The organism is Pedobacter soli (assembly GCF_900101435.1).
Classification (GTDB): Bacteria; Bacteroidota; Bacteroidia; order Sphingobacteriales; family Sphingobacteriaceae; genus Pedobacter; species Pedobacter soli.
Window position 1 is genome coordinate 100996 of sequence record NZ_FMZH01000002.1, and the last position, 16861, is coordinate 117856.

Genomic DNA, 16861 nt, shown 5'->3' on the forward strand with positions numbered 1-16861 from the left:
GGCGGATTCCGACAAATAATTTTATGTAGATCGTTGGTTTTGTACTGAAAAAAACAATGCTACCGGTATCAAATTTCCTATCCATAAAGCAAAAATGCTTTTCATATTTCTTATATTAGGTTAATGCAAGTGTGAATAGATTTGATCACAACATAATATTAAAGAGGTGGATTATTTGAAAAGAATTATTGGTGAAATTGAAGCGCACGACGTTGAAGGTATTATCGAATGCTTGAGTAACGGCGTTAATCCGAATGATCTTTACAATAATGTTCCGCTTATTTATGAGTTGACGAGCGAATACGGCAGAACTTCCAGATTTAAAGATTGTGTAAAAGCATTTGTAGATCAGGGCCTAAATTTCGATGATGAGGCCTTGCTAGCCGTTTTGCTTGATGAACAGGCCAGGCTAGCAGATTGCTTGATGGATAATCCGGCAATTATTAATCGGAAATATACCTTGCGTTGTGCTTTTACGCCATTATTCGAGGTAACTTTATTGCACATATGTGCTGAATTTAATCAGGTTGCGTGCGCGAAACTTTTAATTGAAAGCGGAGCCGACATCAATGCTAAAGCTGGTGTAGATGATTTTGGTTTTGGAGGTCAAACGCCAATATTTCATACAGTAAATCAGCACCGGGCTTATGGCTTGGAGGTAGCACATTTGCTACTGGAGCGTTCATGTAACCTCTCATTAACAATTAAGGGATTAATTTGGGGCAAAGGTTACGAATGGGAAACTTTTATTCCGGCGGTAAATCCCTTAAGTTATGCCATGATGGGATTGCTGCCTCAGTTTCAAAGGACCGAGCAGGATACCTATAAAATTATTTCGCTTTTATTTCATGCCCGGTACGGGATTAGTTACGAGCCAAAGAATATTCCAAACCGTTACTTAAGCTCATAATCAATTTTAATGCGATTTATCGGCTTTGCCCGAAGCCTTCGTTTTTGCATATTCCTTCAGGCAGCTATCAAGTGGTAAACCCTTTTGGTAAATACAATCGCAAAATATAGCGCAGCCTTTAGGGTTTTTACCTCCGGCACTTTGATTTTTGCATTCTGCCATAGAATTGCCGGGTCTTATTTCGTACAGAAATTGATTGCTGAGTACCACAGCGGCAATGGCAGCAATCACGAATCCTGCAAAGGCGAAGGGGAACTTTTTACTCAAAGGGGCTTTAGGTAAACCCGCCGACCATACAATCGCTTTTAAACGCTTATAATCCCAAAACAACAAGTAAAGATCAGCCAGTACCATCAGGGTAACAATCCGTGTACCTTCAAACCGGGTGGCATAGGTTAAAACACAAATATTAATAATTACCGGGAAGTAGGCCAAAGCACCAACAAAAGCCGTTCGTGGAATGAGCAGGAGCAAAGCTATACAGAGCTGAGCAATGCCGATAAAGGTATAATAATAGCCTGTGAGATGAAGCGCATCAAAATAATGGCCCAATGGGTTATTGGGAGGCAGTGCGGTAAATCTTTCACCCATAATTTTCACAATGCCTGACGGAATAAAACTAGCCGCGAGCGCTACACGGCAAAAAACAGTAAAAATGCGAAACCAGATATTGTAACGGGCTTCTTCCTGAAATTGCTGTAGTTGAACGAGTAGTTTCATGATTTGGTGTATTTAAAAGTGCTTTGTAATTCAAAGTTAATAAAGTGAATGATAATACCAAATTTACTGTCGCTAAACCATCGTCGGCCACTAGAAAAACAGGCTATACAAAGCGCAGATTTTAATACTTTCTTCAGCGCTTTGTATAGCCTTTATATGTTTGGTGCTAATGTTATTATCCCGTTTTAAGGTTTTCGAAATAAGCAGTGGTTTCTGTTACCAATGCTTCCATCAGTATTTTAGCTTCTCTGTGTTTTAAAATTGGCGCTATTTGCCCGCTCCAGAACATTACCATATCCCATTTTTGCTGTTCAATGGCTGCTTTTCGCAAAGGCGAAATAAAAGTTGTTTGTAAAGGAAAGGGTAAAAAACCAGCCTCATTGCCGGTTTGTTCGCTGGCTATGCGGGTGGTAATACCTCGACCCAAGCGCCCGGTAAATGCGCGCGATAATTTGGTATATCTTGCCGCATCTGAGAAAAGCATTTCTTTGTGGATGGGTAGCGCATTCGATTCATTACAGGCCAGGAAAGCCGTGCCAATCTGTGCCGCATCGGCACCCAGGGTAAGTGCAGCAGCAATCCCTTTACCAGTGGCTATGCCGCCGGCAGCGATCACAGGTATTTTTACTTTTTCTTTAATGAGCTGTAAAAGTACAAAGGTTCCGGTAATCGAATTTTCTGACCTGTCTAAAAAAGAAGGCCGGTGACCACCAGCTTCGAAACCGGAAGCAATAATCATATCTACGCCTGTATCGGCTAAAAATATTGCTTCATCTAAAGTAGTTGCCGCTCCAACGGTAATAATTCCACGTTTTTTGCACTCCTCCAGCACATCGGCCGGTAGGGCACCAAACATAAAACTAAATACTTTGGGTTTGAGATCAAGCACTACCTGAAGCTGGTTTTCGAAACGAGAGCTAAAAGGAGCTGGTTTTGGTGGAAGTGGTATATTCAACTCATCAAAATAAGGCTTAAACAGCGCACTCGTTTTTTCAAATTGCTGGTCTGTATCAGTTTCTGCGAGATCATTATCCGATACCCACAGGTTGAGGTTGTATGGTTTGTTGGTAGCGGCTGATATTTGCTGGTGTACCGCGACTATTTCATTGGGGTTTAAGGTGTAGGCCCCATATCCGCCCAATCCACCTGCATTTGATACGGCTGCCACCAACTCCACTGATGAGAGATTGCCTCCAAAAGGTCCCTGCAATATCGGGTATTGAATACCCAACAACTGGCTAACTTTGTTCTCGTACCACATCGTGTTTTACTTTTATTCAGCTATATCGCTGAGCATTTTGTTAACAATAAACCATTTGCCGTTTATCTGGTGAAATGATAATAAATCGACATAAACAAATTCGTACATCTGCACCTGCGCTTTGGCTATAGCGATAGAATTAATCACATCTATCGAAATAATGCTTCCCTTAAAAGGTTTACCGCTATCTTTTGGGCTTTGCCGGTTAGCAACGCCATCAAGGTACACTGCCAGTGTTTTGGCATAGGGTTGCCCTTTTATATCCCCATAAAGATACGTATCCGGGTGAAAAATTTGTTTAAGCCGGCTAATATCACCTTCATAAATGCCTTTAAAATAATAATCTTCAAGTGCCTGTGTAATGGCCATCTTGCTTTGCTGGTTATTTTCCATTTTTTCTGTCTGTTGTGCTTTCAAGCTTAACGATATGCAAAACAAGAAAGCCATTAAAATAAAACCTCTCAATTTAATTCAAATTGTGGCCGGCACCCATTCCGCCATCTACATTGATAATAGCGCCGCTAATGAAATTACTTTTGGCCACCGTGTACACCATTTCTGCCACGTCTGCTACTTCGCCTACACGATTGAGCAAATGCAGTCCTGCACTTTTATCATCTTCTCCTGCATGCATGGGCGTGCGGATTACTCCTGGTGCAATGGTGTTTACCCTGATGTTACGTGTACCAAATTCGGCAGCGAGTTGCAGGGTTAATGCGTGGATGGCCCCTTTGCTGGATATGGGCGCTGTACTTGGTGCACCGCCTAAAGCATGATATACTAATGGCGTACCAATGTTAATTACCACGCCACTGTTTTGCTTTAACATTTGTGGGATAATGCTTTGTGTGGTAAAATAAGTGCCTTTAAAATTGGTGTTTAAGAACCGGTTGAGGTAAGCTTCGTCTACTTCTAAAAACGGTTTTGTTTCATATATTCCGGCATTATTAACCAGCACATCTACCGAGCCAAACCTGGCTAAGGCTACTTCCAGTAAACGCGCTCCTGTGCTTTTATCGCTTACATTTCCGGCTACCATGGCTATATTTTCGCCGGCGCCAAGTTCCTGATAGACTTGTTCCAGTTTTTCGGCAGTTGTCGAATTCAAGATCACATTATGGCCTTTTTCGACAAATAAACGGGCTACTGCTTTACCAATGCCTGATGATGCACCGGTAACAATGATGGTTTGCTTTTTCATGGCTTTATTTTTTATTGGCTGTAATGCCTTTTTCCCTTAAAACTGATACTTGTTCTCCGGCATAACCCCAGTCGTCCAGCTCAATTTCCTGGATAACAATGTGGGTAAGGTGCGGATCTTTGTTCAGGGTATCACTAATTAAATCGGTAGTCCCTTTAATCAAGGTTTGCTTTTGTTCGCGGGTAACACCTTCGCGTGTTACTTCTATTTTTACGTATGGCATGACTTTGTTTTTTTAAGTTTAACAATCCTTAAGCTGCAAGCTCGGCAGCGAGATCAACATTTAAATCAAAATCATTATAGATCAGTGTATCGCCTAAATTCTGAAAGAAATTACCAGAACGGAATTTCATGTTGTATTTTGTCCTGTCGATAACAATTTTGCCACTGGCGATTAGTTTATCGTTGTTTAAATCGACTTTAGCAACAAAACTTACTTCGTTAGTGATGTCTTTAATTGTTAAATCGCCGGTAATGTTGTAGTTGCTGTTATCTATGGCTTCTACTGCAGTAATAGTAAAAAATGCTTCAGGGTGTTTTTCCGATGAGAAGAAATCGTCTGATGCCAGGTGTCCGGCAAATTGTGCGTTGGTGCCTTCATCTGTTACATCCAGAATAATAATTGAAGTAGTATCGATCGTAAATTTACCACCGGTAAGTTTATTGTTGCTCAATACAAGTTCGCCAGATTTGATTGCGATTGTTCCATTGTGTGCACCAGTTACTTTGCGGCCTATCCAGTTAATTTCGCTCTGAGCGCCATTAACGTTAAAATTTGTTGTTTCCATTTTTTGTTGTTTTAAATTAACAGTACAAATATGGAAAGGATATGCGGGCTGGCTCCGTGATGTAAGTCACATTAGCCTAAGCACTGGTTTTATGTGATGTAGGTCACTTTATGAATTATAGAGGCGGCTTAAGGTTTCGCGCGATACACCTAAATAAGCTGCAATTAATTGTTTGGGTACCAGGTTGTACAATTCGGGATACTGCGCCAATAATTCTTCGTACCGGTGTTTGGTATCGTTGTTCATGAAAGAAAGCAGCCTTTTTTGCGAAGCCACATATCCCTTATTGGTACGCCACCTGAAAAAATGTTCAATGGCATGTATTTCTTTGCAAAGTTTTTCGCGGTCGGCATTGGTCAAACACAACACTTCAGCATCCGTAATGCAATCCAGGCCAATCGTAGCTACATTTCCACTATACAGCGCGTCGAAATCTGAAGCCCACCAGGTAGGCATAGCAAACTGAAGGATAAACATCTTCAGATCGTCGTTAATGTAAAAAGCCTTTAAACAGCCAGAAGTGACAAAGTACTCGCAGTTTACCCGGTCGCCGGCAGTAATAATCGCCTGGCCTTTTTTGAAAGATTGTGGCTTAAAATGAGAAAAAAAATAGTCGAACTGCTCATCCGTTAAAGAAATAGTTTTGGCAACATAATTTTGAAGAATTTCTTTAGCTGACATGGTGCTGTTATTTGGAATAAGTGAAAATAAAATTAGAAAAATAATGCAGTTTTAACAATTCACATTGTGTGCATCGCAACACCTAAAGGCAAAATCTTAAACTTAGATAATAATCACGCTGATTCATTAAGATACTCATCTGATCAAAATTTGTATCAGCTTTAATACCATTTATGTGCCAAAACAGTCTTATTTTTATCGCCGAGATTAACCAACAACATATTATGAATAAAAATTGGCTTACCGTAACGGCTTGTACTTTAGCCATTGCGGCAAATGCTCAGCAAAAAGCTTTAACCGTTGCAGATTACCAAAGGGCGGAAAGTTTTATGGGCTATAACACCGCAAAGTACATCGATCATGCCAGTGTACAGCCCAACTGGCTTGAGGGCGATAAATTTTGGTACACCACAAAAAACCAAAGTACTGAGCAAACCTTTCTGGTCGATCCGGTAAAGAAAACCAAAACCTTAACCACTGAGTATAAAAATCCTCCTGCTTTACCTGCACGAATGTATAGGGGCCGCAACGAAGTGGTATCACCAGATGGTAAAAAATCCATTCTGATAAAAGACTACAATCTTTTTGTAAAAGATATTGCCTCAGGCCAATTAACCCAGCTCACTACTGATGGTGTTAAAGATTATGGCTACGCCACTGATAACGCGGGTTGGAAGCATAGCGATGCCCCGATTTTGCGCTGGTCGCCGGATTCGAAAAAAATAGCCACCTTTCAACAAGATCAAAGGAATTCTAAAGATATGTATTTGGTAACTACCAATGTGGGCGCACCTGTTTTAAAAGCCTGGAAGTATCCTTTACCTGGCGATAAACAAATTGCTACCATCAGACGTGTGGTAATTGATGTAGAAAACCCTAAAGTAGTGTCTTTAGCTATTCCTGCCGATCCGCACCGTGCAACTTTAAGTGACGACATTTCGAGCAGTGGTACTTTTGATGATATCGACTGGAAGGCCGATGGTTCGGAAGTGGCTTTTTTGTCTACCTCGCGCGATCATAAACAGGAAAAATTCCGCATTGCCAATGCAACAACCGGAGCTGTTCGCGAAGTTTTCGAAGAAACCGTAAAAACGCAATATGAATCAGGGCAAGGAGCCATTAACTGGCGTTACTTACCTGCTTCTAAAGAAATTATCTGGTATTCGGAGCGCGATAACTGGGGACATCTGTATTTGTACGATGCAACAACTGGAAAAGTGAAAAACCAGATTACCAAAGGAAACTGGGTGGTTAGCCGCCTGGTTAAGGTTGATGAAAAAAACCGTACGCTCTATTTCTTTGCTAATGGTCGTGAAGCAGGTAATCCTTACTTCAGCCATTTATATAAAATTGGTTTCGATGGTAAAAACCTGGTATCGTTAACACCTGAAGAAGGCAATCACCAGGTTACTTTTTCCCCATCATTCGAGTATTTTATTGATAGTTATTCGCAGCCCAATGTGCCAGCGGTTACCGTATTGCGGAGTATTAAAGGCAATCTGATTCAGAATTTAGAAAAAACAGATGTTTCGCGTTTATCGGCCACCGGATGGAAAGCACCAACACCGGTTTCGGTTAAAGCTAAAGACGGTAAAACCGATATTTATGGTTTGGTATTTACGCCAACCCAAATGGATGCAACTAAAAAATACCCGGTTATCGATTATATTTATCCAGGTCCGCAGGGCGGAAGTGTGGGCAGCTGGGCATTTTCAGCCTCACGTGGAGATAACCAGGCATTAGCCGAACTGGGATTTATTGTAGTGGTAATGGAAGGAACCAGTAATCCAGATCGTTCTAAAAGCTTTCACGATATGAGCTATGGTAACATGGCCGAAAATACTTTGCCAGATCAGATTGCAGCTATTCGTCAGCTTTCTGCCAAATATCCTATGGATACTACTAAGGTAGGTATTTGGGGCCATTCAGGCGGTGGTTTTGCCACTGCTGCAGCCATGTTCCGTTACCCCGATTTCTTTAAAGTGGGTATTGCCGAATCAGGTAACCATGATAACAGAAACTATGAGGATGATTGGGGCGAACGTTATAACGGTTTGGTAGAAAATTCGGATTATGAAGCACAGGCTAACCAGAACTATGCAAAAAACTTAAAAGGTAAATTAATGCTGGTACACGGTATGATGGACGATAACGTACCACCTTATAATACGTTATTGGTTGTAGAGGCTTTAGAAAAGGCTAATAAATCTTTCGATCTGGTTATTTTTCCAAACAGCGCACACGGTTATGGGGCTTATTCGCCTTACATGATGCGTCGCCGCTGGGATTATTTTGTACAGCATCTTTTAGGTGCTGAAACACCAAAAGATTACCCGATGCAAGGTTCAGTGAACAGATAATTTTGAAGAGCAGCTATTTAGCTGCTCTTTTTGTTTAAATAAACACGTATTTTAGGTTATAAATAAAAAGGCCTAGACCATGGAAAAAACGAAAGATCAGCACAATGTGATTATTACCGGCGCTACGGGCATGGTTGGCGAAGGTGTTTTAATGCGTTGCCTGGAAAGCAAAGAGATCGATACCGTTTTGGTGATTAACAGAAAACCCTGTGGTTATACGCACCCTAAACTTAAAGAAATTATCCATACCGACTTTTTTGACTTTTCAACCATCGAAAGCCAGCTATCGGGCTATCATGCCTGTTTCTTTTGTCTGGGTATAAGTTCGGTGGGGGTTGATAGCGAGGTATATTATAAAATGACCTATACTTTAACCATGCATGTGGCCGAAACATTGAGCAGGTTGAATAGCGGCATGACTTTTTGCTATGTATCTGGGGGCGGTACTGATGAAAACAGCCGCTTAAAATGGGCACAGGTAAAGGGTAAAACTGAAAACGATTTGAAGAAATTACCTTTTCAACAGGTTTTTAATTTTCGCCCGGGTTTTATTAAACCTCTGCCCGGTCAAAAATATGCGCATAAATTTTACAAATACATTAACTGGCTATTTCCCATTGGGAGGGCAGTTTATCCGGGTGGTTTCTGTACCATGGCCGAATTAAGCGATGCCATGATTCATACTCTTAAGCAGCATAACCAAAGGCGGGTTTTGGAAGGGAAAGATATTATTGCTTTGGCAAAAGCATAAGCTCGGGCGCCAGTTGGCAGCCCGAGCTTATCTTGTTACCCAAACTGGATTAGGTTAATAATTGATCTGAAAAATATTTTAATATAAAGCTGCCGTAGCATCTTTATCTTTTTGTGATAATACCGTTGCACCAGAATTACACTGGCCACCGTTCATGAGCGATAAAGCATCTGTTCCGGTAACTCCAGGTACATTTGTAGCTGTCGATTCGCCACGTGCAGCCCAGTTGGTGTGCCTGAATGAGATGCAATGGCCAAATTCATGACAAATCGTTCTGGCACGTTGTGCAAATGAATTGCCGGCAATGTAACTTTTGTTGATTTTAATTAAAGCACCAGCACTTCCACCTGATGGAAATTGACCCTGGCCACAGGTGCCCGATCCTAAATTTTCATCTTTAATCAGGATATCGTAAGGAGCTGCGGTTACCACATTAAAGCGGAGTGTAGAGTTCGGTACTGCATTCCATTGGGCAATACCACTGTTAATTTCGCTGGTCATTGAGGTCATAGAAGGATCTATAAAAACCCTGATGTTTAGCTTTTTGGTGCTGTTAACAATGCTCCCTGTGTAATATTGCTCCGTTTTTGGCCCTTCAGTAACAAAAGGGACTACCATATCTTTCGGAAACAGGATATCTTCTTCCACCACAAATTCGCTTCCGTTATCTACAATACTTTCGGCCGGGAAGCCCAGATCTTTAATGTATTGCAAAACTTTGTCGGCATTTTTTACGGTTGCCTGTGGTTCGTCGGTTATCGTTTCCTGGTTTTTTTTACACGATACGATTACAAGGGTCATCATCGCTGCCACAGCGATAGTTTGAATTAATTTTTTCATAAATAATAAGTTAGTTGTTTCGGTAACAAAACAAATGTAACACAACTTGTTACATTGGAATTTGACTGTGACAGAATTTTACACGAAAACTGAATCTTGCTGTGCTGTAGCTAGGTTAAAATCGTTATTGTATTTTAAAATTTACACAAGTATATTTTTAATGCCTTATATTTTGTATGTTTATATTGTTTTTGAAGACTTCTTTAAAAGATTTTTACAGGCTGGTAAATAATTTTCAAAAATATTTTTTGTGTAAAAACTACACTGCCATAGGGTTGTCAGTGGGGTGTAGTTTCTTTGTGTAACTAAAGCAAAAAGATATGATACAAGAACCATTATTCGCTGAAACAAAAGAAGAAACTTCTCTTGTTTATTTAATGAAAAATTATGCTAACTATAATTTCTGGGCCAATTTAGCCCTGGTAAACTGGTTAAAAAACCATCCGGAACATTTACTGGAACAAGAAGTTTTATCGAGCTTTAAAAGTGTAAAATTAACCTTAGCCCATATCTTACAAACGCAGGAGTATTGGTATTCAATTTTAAGTAAAACCGAATTTGAATTTCGCGAGTATGGAAGTCTGGATAATGTCTTTGATGATTTGCTAAAACAGTCGGAAAATCTGGCGGTGTACGTTACCGCATTAAGCGAAAGCAGGCTTGAGGAAAATACACCAATTCAGAGCCCCTGGTTTACCAGCGATTTTCAGAACTTTGAATATGTAATGCATGTGTTTAACCACAGTACTTACCATCGTGGACAGATTATAACCATATGCCACAATTTAGGCATTACCGGTGCACCTATGACGGATTATAATTTTTATAATGTGATGGCCAAATAAGGCATTTTTGTTCTGTCAGAAAAATAGATTAGTGATAAAAAAATGCGGATGATTTGAAGATCATCCGCATTTTTTTATTTCTTGTTGTCGTACTTTCGCTGGTTGTCTTTATTGGAAGTCTGATCAGACCTTTGACCACCACCATTGGTTATTCCCTGTATTTTTTTATCGGTTTTAACATCGTGATTAGCCCTGTCGGCGATTGAACTTCCCTGTACCGTCGGGTTGTTTTTTGGTGTGCCCGTGTTTTTCATAACTCTAAAATTTAGTGTAACCATATTGAAGAGCGCTACTATAACAACCGCAGGGCTTTCAATATGTTTTGTTTTTTTAGAGAAATGCTTTCAGCCGGTTTGTCAATATGCAGTTTTCCAATAAACTAAATATAAGTTTAGAGTTAGGTGACTGCCTTTTGAGTCGGTTAACCAATTTAAACAATTAACCAGTTTACAAATGGCAGTTTGTAATACCAATGAACCAATGGCTAATGAACGATTAAACCACCTAATACAACAAAAATATAGTTGGTTTTTTATGCAAATCTATTTCCTCTTTGCGCCAGTTGTAAACGCTTTGGGTTTTAATAAATTCATCTTCACCAGTCAGGTTGCAGGCTACACAAACCTGGGTATTGGGTTTGCAGCTTTTTAAAACCTCTTCAAACAACTGGTTATTGCGGAAAGGTGTTTCGATAAAAATCTGGGTTTGTTTATAACGGCTCGCTGATAAATCTAAATCTTTAATCCTTTTGGTTCGCTGTTCTTTATCAATAGGCAAATATCCCCAAAAAGCAAAGCTTTGACCGTTAAAGCCTGATGCCATTAACGCCAGCAAGATAGAACTTGGCCCTACCAATGGTACTACTTTTATACCACGCTTGTGTGCTTCGGCAACAATATCCGCTCCGGGATCGGCAATGCCCGGGCAACCGGCTTCGCTCATTAAACCAACATCTTTACCTGCCGTAAGCTCTGTAAAAAATTGCCCTAAATCATTGCGGTTATGTTTACCATAATCATGAACGATTAAGTCCTTTTGCGGGGTCTTCAATCCGGCTTCCTTTAAAAAGCGGCGGGCTGTTTTGCTGTTTTCTACAATATAAGTGTCGATCTGGTTAATCGTATCAACCAGATAAGGGGTGAAAGTTTTGTGTGCTACCTCTTCAGCCAGCGGTACCGGAATAAGGTATAAAGTGCCTTTTTGCATGCTACAAAAATACTTACAATAAATAGGATTTATGTTTTAAAGTTTAATACAGTTGCAATATAATCTCTTTTGTAAACACAGGTGTAGCAAATTTTATTTCTAACTGACTTCTTTTCTGCACAATTAAACTTTGCTTAAAACGTTAAATAAGAGTTAAATATGGCCTTTAGGGCAATATTTGAGGGAAAACATCGAAACTATGCTTGCATATTAAACTTTCTGAATTTTTGGTGCTCTAATTGATACACACACATTAGGTTATTAAAATAAAACACACAAATGAAAACACTGAAATTTACGGCACTTGTGCTGGGGCTTTTTGGGCTCCTTGCCGGAACCACCACCCTTGTCAGGGCACAAGACTACCAGGACGATTACCAGGATGATGGTTATAGCACTGGCAATATTTCTTTACAAACTTTCTACGATGAGCTTTCGCCTTATGGCACCTGGATACAAGACCCGCAATATGGTTATGTTTGGCGCCCGGATGTAGATCAGAGCGATTTCCGTCCTTACTATAGCAATGGCCGCTGGGCAATGACCGAATACGGTAATACCTGGGTTTCCAATTACGATTGGGGCTGGGCACCTTTCCACTATGGCCGCTGGGTAATTAACAGTTACAGACAATGGATCTGGTTGCCAGATACTACCTGGGGACCTGCATGGGTTGACTGGAGAAGTGGAGATGGTTATTACGGCTGGGCACCAATGGCGCCAACCATTAGCATCCATTTAAGCTTTGGCCGCCGTTATGTAGTGCCAGAGTTCTGCTGGAACTTTATTCCACAACGTAATATTTATATCAGCAGTTTCCCTCGTTATGATTATGGCCGTAACAATGTGTACATCCGTAACACCACAATCATTAACAACACTTATGTGTACAACAGAAGAAGTTACTACGGTGGTCCGAGGATTGAAGATATCAGAAGGGCAACCAATCGCGATGTAACCGTTTACAGGTATGCGCAAAGCAACAGACCGGGTGCAAGCCGGGTAGGTGGCAGAGAAGTATCTATTTACAGGCCAAGACCAGAACGTAACCAGGTTGATAACCGCAGTGCAGCGCCAAGAAGATTTGAGCAAGGCAATGCTGGTATAAGCAGAAACGGTAGAAATGAAGGTTATGCTACCCGTGAGCAACGCAATGGCAACAATAATGACAACCGTTTTGGATCAAGAAATGATAACAATCGTATAGGACAACCTGATAGACGCAACGATAACAATGTTGGCAGGGATAACCAGCCTAATAATAACAGAGGTGAAGCTTACAACAGAGATGGGAACGGAAGGATAAGCAGAAATGGTGCAAATGGCATAGATGGCAGAAATGGCCAGTCTAACCCAGACAGAAGTCAGGAGCAGCAACAACGTTTTGAGCAGATGCGTCAACAGCGTAATCAGGACCGTATGAGTCAGGATCAGCAACGCGCACAGCGTGATATACAAATGCAACAACGTGGACAAGCTGACCAACAACGTGCACAACAACAGCAGCAAGAGCGTGCTCAGCGCGATGGTCAATTGCAACAGCAACGTAATGAGCAGATGCAGCAACAACGTACACAGCAGCAACAAGAAAGAACGCAACGTGATGCTCAGATGCAGCAGCAACGTAACGAGCAAATGCAACAACAACGTGCCCAACAACAGCAGGAAAGGACACAACGCGATGCTCAGATGCAACAACAGCGTAATGAGCAAATGCAGCAACAGCGTGCACAACAGCAGCAGGAAAGAGCTCAGCGAGATGCACAGATGCAGCAACAACGTGCACAGCAGCAACAGCAGGAACGTGCACAGCGTGACGCTCAGGTACAACAACAAAGGGCACAGCAACAACAGCAAATGCAACAACGTCAGGAACAAAGAAGAATGGAAGCTCCCCAACAACGTGGTGGTGGCGGAGAAAGAAGCGGTTCTGAAGGCGGAAGACCATCAAGAGGTGGTAGAGGATAACATTAAAAGTCCCGGTGCAAACCGGGACTTTTTTATTTGTCTACAAATCATTGCCCCGCAGCAGCCGGCAAACTACTCAGATTAATTCCCCGAAAAGTACTTGGCGCATCGGGATGCAGGTTTTCAGGATCGAGCAAAAAAGTATCGATACCGAGCTCCAGACCAAATTTAATTTCCGATTCGGCATCATCTCCAATAATTAAAATATCGGCTTTGTTTAGCTTATGTTTATCAATGAGTTGCTGAAAGGCCTCCTTTTTATTGCTTACCGATACATCAACTACATAAACAGAATCGAAATCGGCAGCAATACCCAGCATTTTTACTTTCGAATTTTGTTGTTTGGTAAAACCGGCGGTTACAATAAATTTCCGGCCTTTTAAATTTTTGATGCAGGGATAATCGTCGGCAGGTTTTAAGGGTTGCGTTACTTCCCTGTTCTGTAAATAAGCCAGCACGGCAGGCATCGCTTCTTCACTGAAACCATATTTTTTAGCCACTTTTTGAAAAGGAGTACGCAACATGTCCTGTTTGGCAAGTGCAAAAGCTTCATTACTAATTCCCAGATCCTGTTTTTCTAAAAACTGGTACAATTCGCCCATTAACTGTGCTTCGTTTGGCTTGGTAAAGTAAATGGTATTGTCTAAATCTATAAAGAATATGCTTTTCATTGTGGATTGGTTTTTGTTTGAATCCCTGTAGATTAAAAAAATTAAAACACCTTTTCGCTAAATATGTTTAATAAGTAAATCACTAATATCATGAAAAAAGAGACAAAAATTATAGTAGGCGTTTTAGCCGGAGCAGCATTAGGAGCAACCATCGCATTGGCATTATCATCAGATTCGACCAGCGATCTTAAAGGCAAAGTATCAGACTTTTTCGCCGATCTTTTAGATGCCTCAAAAGATAAACTCGCAGGCCTGGCTGGTAAAGCTACAGATGCTGCTGATAAGGTTAAAGATAAAATAGCAGAAATAAATGCTTAAAGAATTGGAAGTGCCGGAAATATCCGGCATTTTTATTCTTGTATAATATTAACCACCACCTAAATGAAAATTGCTTTTCATGGTGCTGCCCGTACTGTTACCGGGAGTAAGCACCTTATTACCCTAAAAAACGATACCCAAATACTATTAGATTGTGGCCTTTTCCAGGGAATGGGGCACGTTACCGATAAACTGAACGACTATTTTGGCTTCGATGCTAAAAAGGTTACTTACATGATCTTGTCGCACGCGCATATCGATCATTGCGGTTTATTACCCAAACTGGTTGCTGAAGGTTTTAGCGGAAATATTTTTTGTACCTCAGCCACGATGGATCTCGCCCGTATTTTAATGATGGATTCGGCCAAAATACAGGAGCAGGATGCTGAATTTGCCAACCGCCACCTGCGCCATGGTGAAGAAATGGAAGAAGCCCTTTATACTGAAGATGATGTTGTGCAGACGGTAAGCCAGATGAAAATTGTGGAGTACGAAGAAGATTTCGAAATTGAGCCCGGTATCCGCTTAAGGTTTACAGATGCAGGCCATATTTTAGGAAGTGCAGCAGTGCATTTAACCATTACCGAAGATGAAAAGCCAACACGGATTACCTTTTCAGGCGATGTAGGCCGCTATGGCGATTTGCTTTTAAAAAGTCCGCAACAATTTGATCAGGCTGATTACATTTTGATGGAATCTACCTATGGCGATTCGCTGCACAAGGATCTCGATCCAATCGAAAACATGCTGCTGGAAATCATTAACAATACCTGTAATATTAAGAAAGGTAAGGTAATTATTCCTGCATTTGCTGTTGGACGCACGCAAGAGTTGCTTTATGCTTTAAACGGATTGGAGCTAAAAGGGAAACTACCTGACGTGCCTTATTACGTAGATAGTCCGCTATCGTCAAAAGCAACTGAAATTCTGAAAAACCATCCCGAAGTATATAATAACGGGGTTAAAGAAACGCTAAAGATCGATCACGATGTTTTTGCGTTTAAAGGCTTGCGTTTTATCGAAAGCGTAGAGGAATCGAAGGCTTTGAACGAAGATCCAAGGCCATGTGTAATCATTTCTGCCTCTGGTATGGCTGAGGCTGGTCGGGTAAAGCACCATATTCGCAACAATATTGGCAATGCTAAAAATACCATTTTAATGGTAGGCTATTGCGAGCCAAATTCTTTAGGTGGAAAGTTAATTGCGGGCCAAAAGGTAGTAGATATTTTTAGAGATAAGTACGAAGTTAAAGCCGAAGTGCGTGCCATAAAATCGATGAGTGCCCATGGCGATTACGAAGATTTGTTACGTTTCTTATCTGCCCAGGATCCTGCAAAAGTGAAGCAATTGTTTTTGGTACATGGAGAATATGAGGTGCAACAACATTTTGCCTCCCGGTTAAAAGATCATGGTTTTAAACATGTAGCTATACCAGAATATCATCAGGTATTTGATATTAATTAATCTTGGCTCCTGTTGGTCTGGATTTAAAATCCAGACCTTAGTTAAATTTATATCAGGATTTAAAATCCTGGGTTCATAAGTCGGGATTTGTAATCCCGACTAACCTTTCGACTAACTTTTATTTAGTCTTTCAGCTTTCCTACCTATCTTTGCCCCATGGATGTTTTTGGTAAAGCACTCACTGATATTTACAGAACCGGCGAAGCCGATATTTTGTGGCTGCATAACTCTTATGACGAAGCCGAGGAAATGCCTTTAGAATTTTTCTTCAGGGATGATGAAGATATGCCGGTTTTAGAGCTGCAGGCACTGCACATGTGCAGCGGAAAGGTTTTGGATATTGGAGCAGGAGTGGGGAGCCATGCCCTGTTGTTGCAGGCCTTTAATATCGATGTTACCGCTATTGATATTTCGGAAGCTGCGGTAAATATCATGAAAGACCGTGGTGTAAAAAAAGCATTGGTACAGGATATTTTTACTTACCAGGAAAAATTCGATACCATTTTAATGTTGATGAATGGGATTGGCCTTACCGGTACTTTGCCCGGTTTTAAAGATTTTCTGAGTAAGATAAAAAACTTGCTTAATCCCGGCGGACAGGTAATTTTCGATTCATCGGATATTGCTTATCTGTATGGAGACATGCCAAAACCTCAAAACCAATACTATGGCGAGGTTTCTTACCAATATGAGTATAAAGGAGAAAAAGGAAACTGGTTTAACTGGATTTATGTAGATGAGGAAACCATTAAATCGATAGCCGCAGAAACCGGTTGGCATTGCGAAATTATTTTTGATGATGGCGAAGATCAGTATTTGGTAAAATTGACGCTGGCGCAATAATTTTAAAGTCATAAAGCCTTTCGTATTGATTAAT

Annotated in this window: 19 protein-coding genes; 8 read left to right on the top strand and 11 right to left on the bottom strand. The window is 40.9% G+C overall.

Features of this window, described 5'->3' with window-relative positions:
* The first annotated feature begins 166 nt into the window (after positions 1-166).
* Positions 167-910, top strand: coding sequence for an ankyrin repeat domain-containing protein (locus BLR37_RS04360; protein ID WP_090765098.1), 744 nt, complete (start codon positions 167-169; stop codon positions 908-910).
* Between the two features lie 6 nt (positions 911-916).
* On the opposite strand, the gene BLR37_RS04365 is transcribed toward BLR37_RS04360, so the two are convergent.
* The 7 genes from BLR37_RS04365 to BLR37_RS04395 all read right to left on the bottom strand — a co-directional run bounded on the left by BLR37_RS04365 (position 917) and on the right by BLR37_RS04395 (position 5561).
* Positions 917-1630 carry a hypothetical protein gene (locus BLR37_RS04365; protein WP_090765100.1) on the bottom strand — a complete coding sequence of 238 codons (714 nt, stop codon included), beginning with the start codon at positions 1628-1630 and terminating at the stop codon, positions 917-919.
* A gap of 175 nt (positions 1631-1805) precedes the next feature.
* Positions 1806-2891, bottom strand: a complete 1086-nt coding sequence (locus BLR37_RS04370) for an NAD(P)H-dependent flavin oxidoreductase (RefSeq protein WP_090765103.1) — start codon at positions 2889-2891, stop codon at positions 1806-1808.
* Positions 2892-2903: 12 nt separating this feature from the next.
* Positions 2904-3308, bottom strand: coding sequence for a nuclear transport factor 2 family protein (locus tag BLR37_RS04375; RefSeq protein ID WP_208599596.1), 405 nt, complete (start codon positions 3306-3308; stop codon positions 2904-2906).
* Between the two features lie 49 nt (positions 3309-3357).
* On the bottom strand, positions 3358-4092 hold the full coding sequence (locus tag BLR37_RS04380) for an SDR family NAD(P)-dependent oxidoreductase (RefSeq protein WP_090765109.1): 735 nt from the start codon (positions 4090-4092) through the stop codon (positions 3358-3360).
* A gap of 4 nt (positions 4093-4096) precedes the next feature.
* Positions 4097-4315 (bottom strand): tautomerase family protein, encoded by a 219-nt coding sequence (locus tag BLR37_RS04385; protein WP_090765111.1) that lies wholly within the window; start codon positions 4313-4315, stop codon positions 4097-4099.
* A gap of 28 nt (positions 4316-4343) precedes the next feature.
* Positions 4344-4880, bottom strand: a complete 537-nt coding sequence (locus tag BLR37_RS04390; protein WP_090765114.1) for a YceI family protein — start codon at positions 4878-4880, stop codon at positions 4344-4346.
* Positions 4881-4988: 108 nt separating this feature from the next.
* Positions 4989-5561, bottom strand: coding sequence for a Crp/Fnr family transcriptional regulator (locus BLR37_RS04395; RefSeq protein ID WP_090765118.1), 573 nt, complete (start codon positions 5559-5561; stop codon positions 4989-4991).
* A 224-nt stretch (positions 5562-5785) separates the two neighbouring features.
* Here BLR37_RS04395 and BLR37_RS04400 point away from each other — a divergent pair, with 224 nt between their 5' ends.
* Both BLR37_RS04400 and BLR37_RS04405 read left to right on the top strand, forming a co-directional pair.
* Entirely contained in the window at positions 5786-7921 is a 2136-nt protein-coding gene (locus BLR37_RS04400) for a S9 family peptidase (protein ID WP_090766487.1), read from the top strand.
* A 79-nt stretch (positions 7922-8000) separates the two neighbouring features.
* Positions 8001-8672: an NAD-dependent epimerase/dehydratase family protein gene (locus BLR37_RS04405; RefSeq protein WP_090765122.1), complete on the top strand. Its 672-nt coding sequence runs from the start codon at positions 8001-8003 to the stop codon at positions 8670-8672.
* A 78-nt stretch (positions 8673-8750) separates the two neighbouring features.
* Here the strand turns inward: BLR37_RS04405 and BLR37_RS04410 are convergent, their stop codons facing one another.
* Positions 8751-9512: a M57 family metalloprotease gene (locus BLR37_RS04410; RefSeq protein WP_090765125.1), complete on the bottom strand. Its 762-nt coding sequence runs from the start codon at positions 9510-9512 to the stop codon at positions 8751-8753.
* A gap of 320 nt (positions 9513-9832) precedes the next feature.
* Between BLR37_RS04410 and BLR37_RS04415 the strand changes: the two genes are divergently transcribed.
* On the top strand, positions 9833-10357 hold the full coding sequence (locus BLR37_RS04415) for a DinB family protein (RefSeq protein WP_208599597.1): 525 nt from the start codon (positions 9833-9835) through the stop codon (positions 10355-10357).
* Positions 10358-10431: 74 nt separating this feature from the next.
* On the opposite strand, the gene BLR37_RS04420 is transcribed toward BLR37_RS04415, so the two are convergent.
* On the bottom strand, positions 10432-10611 hold the full coding sequence (locus BLR37_RS04420) for a hypothetical protein (protein WP_090765130.1): 180 nt from the start codon (positions 10609-10611) through the stop codon (positions 10432-10434).
* A gap of 250 nt (positions 10612-10861) precedes the next feature.
* A complete protein-coding gene (locus tag BLR37_RS04425; protein ID WP_090765135.1) occupies positions 10862-11563 on the bottom strand; it encodes an SAM-dependent methyltransferase in 702 nt (233 codons plus the stop codon).
* Positions 11564-11842: 279 nt separating this feature from the next.
* Between BLR37_RS04425 and BLR37_RS04430 the strand changes: the two genes are divergently transcribed.
* A complete protein-coding gene (locus BLR37_RS04430; RefSeq protein ID WP_090765138.1) occupies positions 11843-13531 on the top strand; it encodes a DUF6600 domain-containing protein in 1689 nt (562 codons plus the stop codon).
* Between the two features lie 47 nt (positions 13532-13578).
* Here the strand turns inward: BLR37_RS04430 and BLR37_RS04435 are convergent, their stop codons facing one another.
* The gene (locus BLR37_RS04435; protein ID WP_090765141.1) at positions 13579-14202 is read right to left on the bottom strand and encodes an HAD family hydrolase; all 624 of its coding nucleotides are present in this window, start codon (positions 14200-14202) and stop codon (positions 13579-13581) included.
* 90 nt (positions 14203-14292) lie between these two features.
* Here BLR37_RS04435 and BLR37_RS04440 point away from each other — a divergent pair, with 90 nt between their 5' ends.
* The 3 genes from BLR37_RS04440 (at position 14293) to BLR37_RS04450 (ending at position 16827) form a co-directional block, all read left to right on the top strand.
* The gene (locus tag BLR37_RS04440; RefSeq protein ID WP_039481004.1) at positions 14293-14520 is read left to right on the top strand and encodes a YtxH domain-containing protein; all 228 of its coding nucleotides are present in this window, start codon (positions 14293-14295) and stop codon (positions 14518-14520) included.
* Between the two features lie 63 nt (positions 14521-14583).
* Complete coding sequence (locus tag BLR37_RS04445) at positions 14584-15984, top strand: MBL fold metallo-hydrolase RNA specificity domain-containing protein (RefSeq protein WP_090765144.1); 1401 nt, start codon at positions 14584-14586, stop codon at positions 15982-15984.
* 156 nt (positions 15985-16140) lie between these two features.
* The gene (locus tag BLR37_RS04450; RefSeq protein WP_090765147.1) at positions 16141-16827 is read left to right on the top strand and encodes a class I SAM-dependent methyltransferase; all 687 of its coding nucleotides are present in this window, start codon (positions 16141-16143) and stop codon (positions 16825-16827) included.
* Positions 16828-16861: the final 34 nt, after the last annotated feature.

What these genes read in the sequence shown, in the direction of transcription:
- BLR37_RS04365 (WP_090765100.1), bottom strand. Translation starts at nt 1,630, where the DNA reads ATGAAACTACTCGTTCAACTACAGCAATTTCAGGAAGAAGCCCGTTAC.
- BLR37_RS04370 (WP_090765103.1), bottom strand. Translation starts at nt 2,891, where the DNA reads ATGTGGTACGAGAACAAAGTTAGCCAGTTGTTGGGTATTCAATACCCG.
- BLR37_RS04380 (WP_090765109.1), bottom strand. Translation starts at nt 4,092, where the DNA reads ATGAAAAAGCAAACCATCATTGTTACCGGTGCATCATCAGGCATTGGT.
- BLR37_RS04385 (WP_090765111.1), bottom strand. Translation starts at nt 4,315, where the DNA reads ATGCCATACGTAAAAATAGAAGTAACACGCGAAGGTGTTACCCGCGAA.
- BLR37_RS04390 (WP_090765114.1), bottom strand. Translation starts at nt 4,880, where the DNA reads ATGGAAACAACAAATTTTAACGTTAATGGCGCTCAGAGCGAAATTAAC.
- BLR37_RS04395 (WP_090765118.1), bottom strand. Translation starts at nt 5,561, where the DNA reads ATGTCAGCTAAAGAAATTCTTCAAAATTATGTTGCCAAAACTATTTCT.
- BLR37_RS04400 (WP_090766487.1), top strand. Translation starts at nt 5,786, where the DNA reads ATGAATAAAAATTGGCTTACCGTAACGGCTTGTACTTTAGCCATTGCG.
- BLR37_RS04405 (WP_090765122.1), top strand. Translation starts at nt 8,001, where the DNA reads ATGGAAAAAACGAAAGATCAGCACAATGTGATTATTACCGGCGCTACG.
- BLR37_RS04410 (WP_090765125.1), bottom strand. Translation starts at nt 9,512, where the DNA reads ATGAAAAAATTAATTCAAACTATCGCTGTGGCAGCGATGATGACCCTT.
- BLR37_RS04415 (WP_208599597.1), top strand. Translation starts at nt 9,833, where the DNA reads ATGATACAAGAACCATTATTCGCTGAAACAAAAGAAGAAACTTCTCTT.
- BLR37_RS04420 (WP_090765130.1), bottom strand. Translation starts at nt 10,611, where the DNA reads ATGAAAAACACGGGCACACCAAAAAACAACCCGACGGTACAGGGAAGT.
- BLR37_RS04425 (WP_090765135.1), bottom strand. Translation starts at nt 11,563, where the DNA reads ATGCAAAAAGGCACTTTATACCTTATTCCGGTACCGCTGGCTGAAGAG.
- BLR37_RS04430 (WP_090765138.1), top strand. Translation starts at nt 11,843, where the DNA reads ATGAAAACACTGAAATTTACGGCACTTGTGCTGGGGCTTTTTGGGCTC.
- BLR37_RS04435 (WP_090765141.1), bottom strand. Translation starts at nt 14,202, where the DNA reads ATGAAAAGCATATTCTTTATAGATTTAGACAATACCATTTACTTTACC.
- BLR37_RS04440 (WP_039481004.1), top strand. Translation starts at nt 14,293, where the DNA reads ATGAAAAAAGAGACAAAAATTATAGTAGGCGTTTTAGCCGGAGCAGCA.
- BLR37_RS04445 (WP_090765144.1), top strand. Translation starts at nt 14,584, where the DNA reads ATGAAAATTGCTTTTCATGGTGCTGCCCGTACTGTTACCGGGAGTAAG.
- BLR37_RS04450 (WP_090765147.1), top strand. Translation starts at nt 16,141, where the DNA reads ATGGATGTTTTTGGTAAAGCACTCACTGATATTTACAGAACCGGCGAA.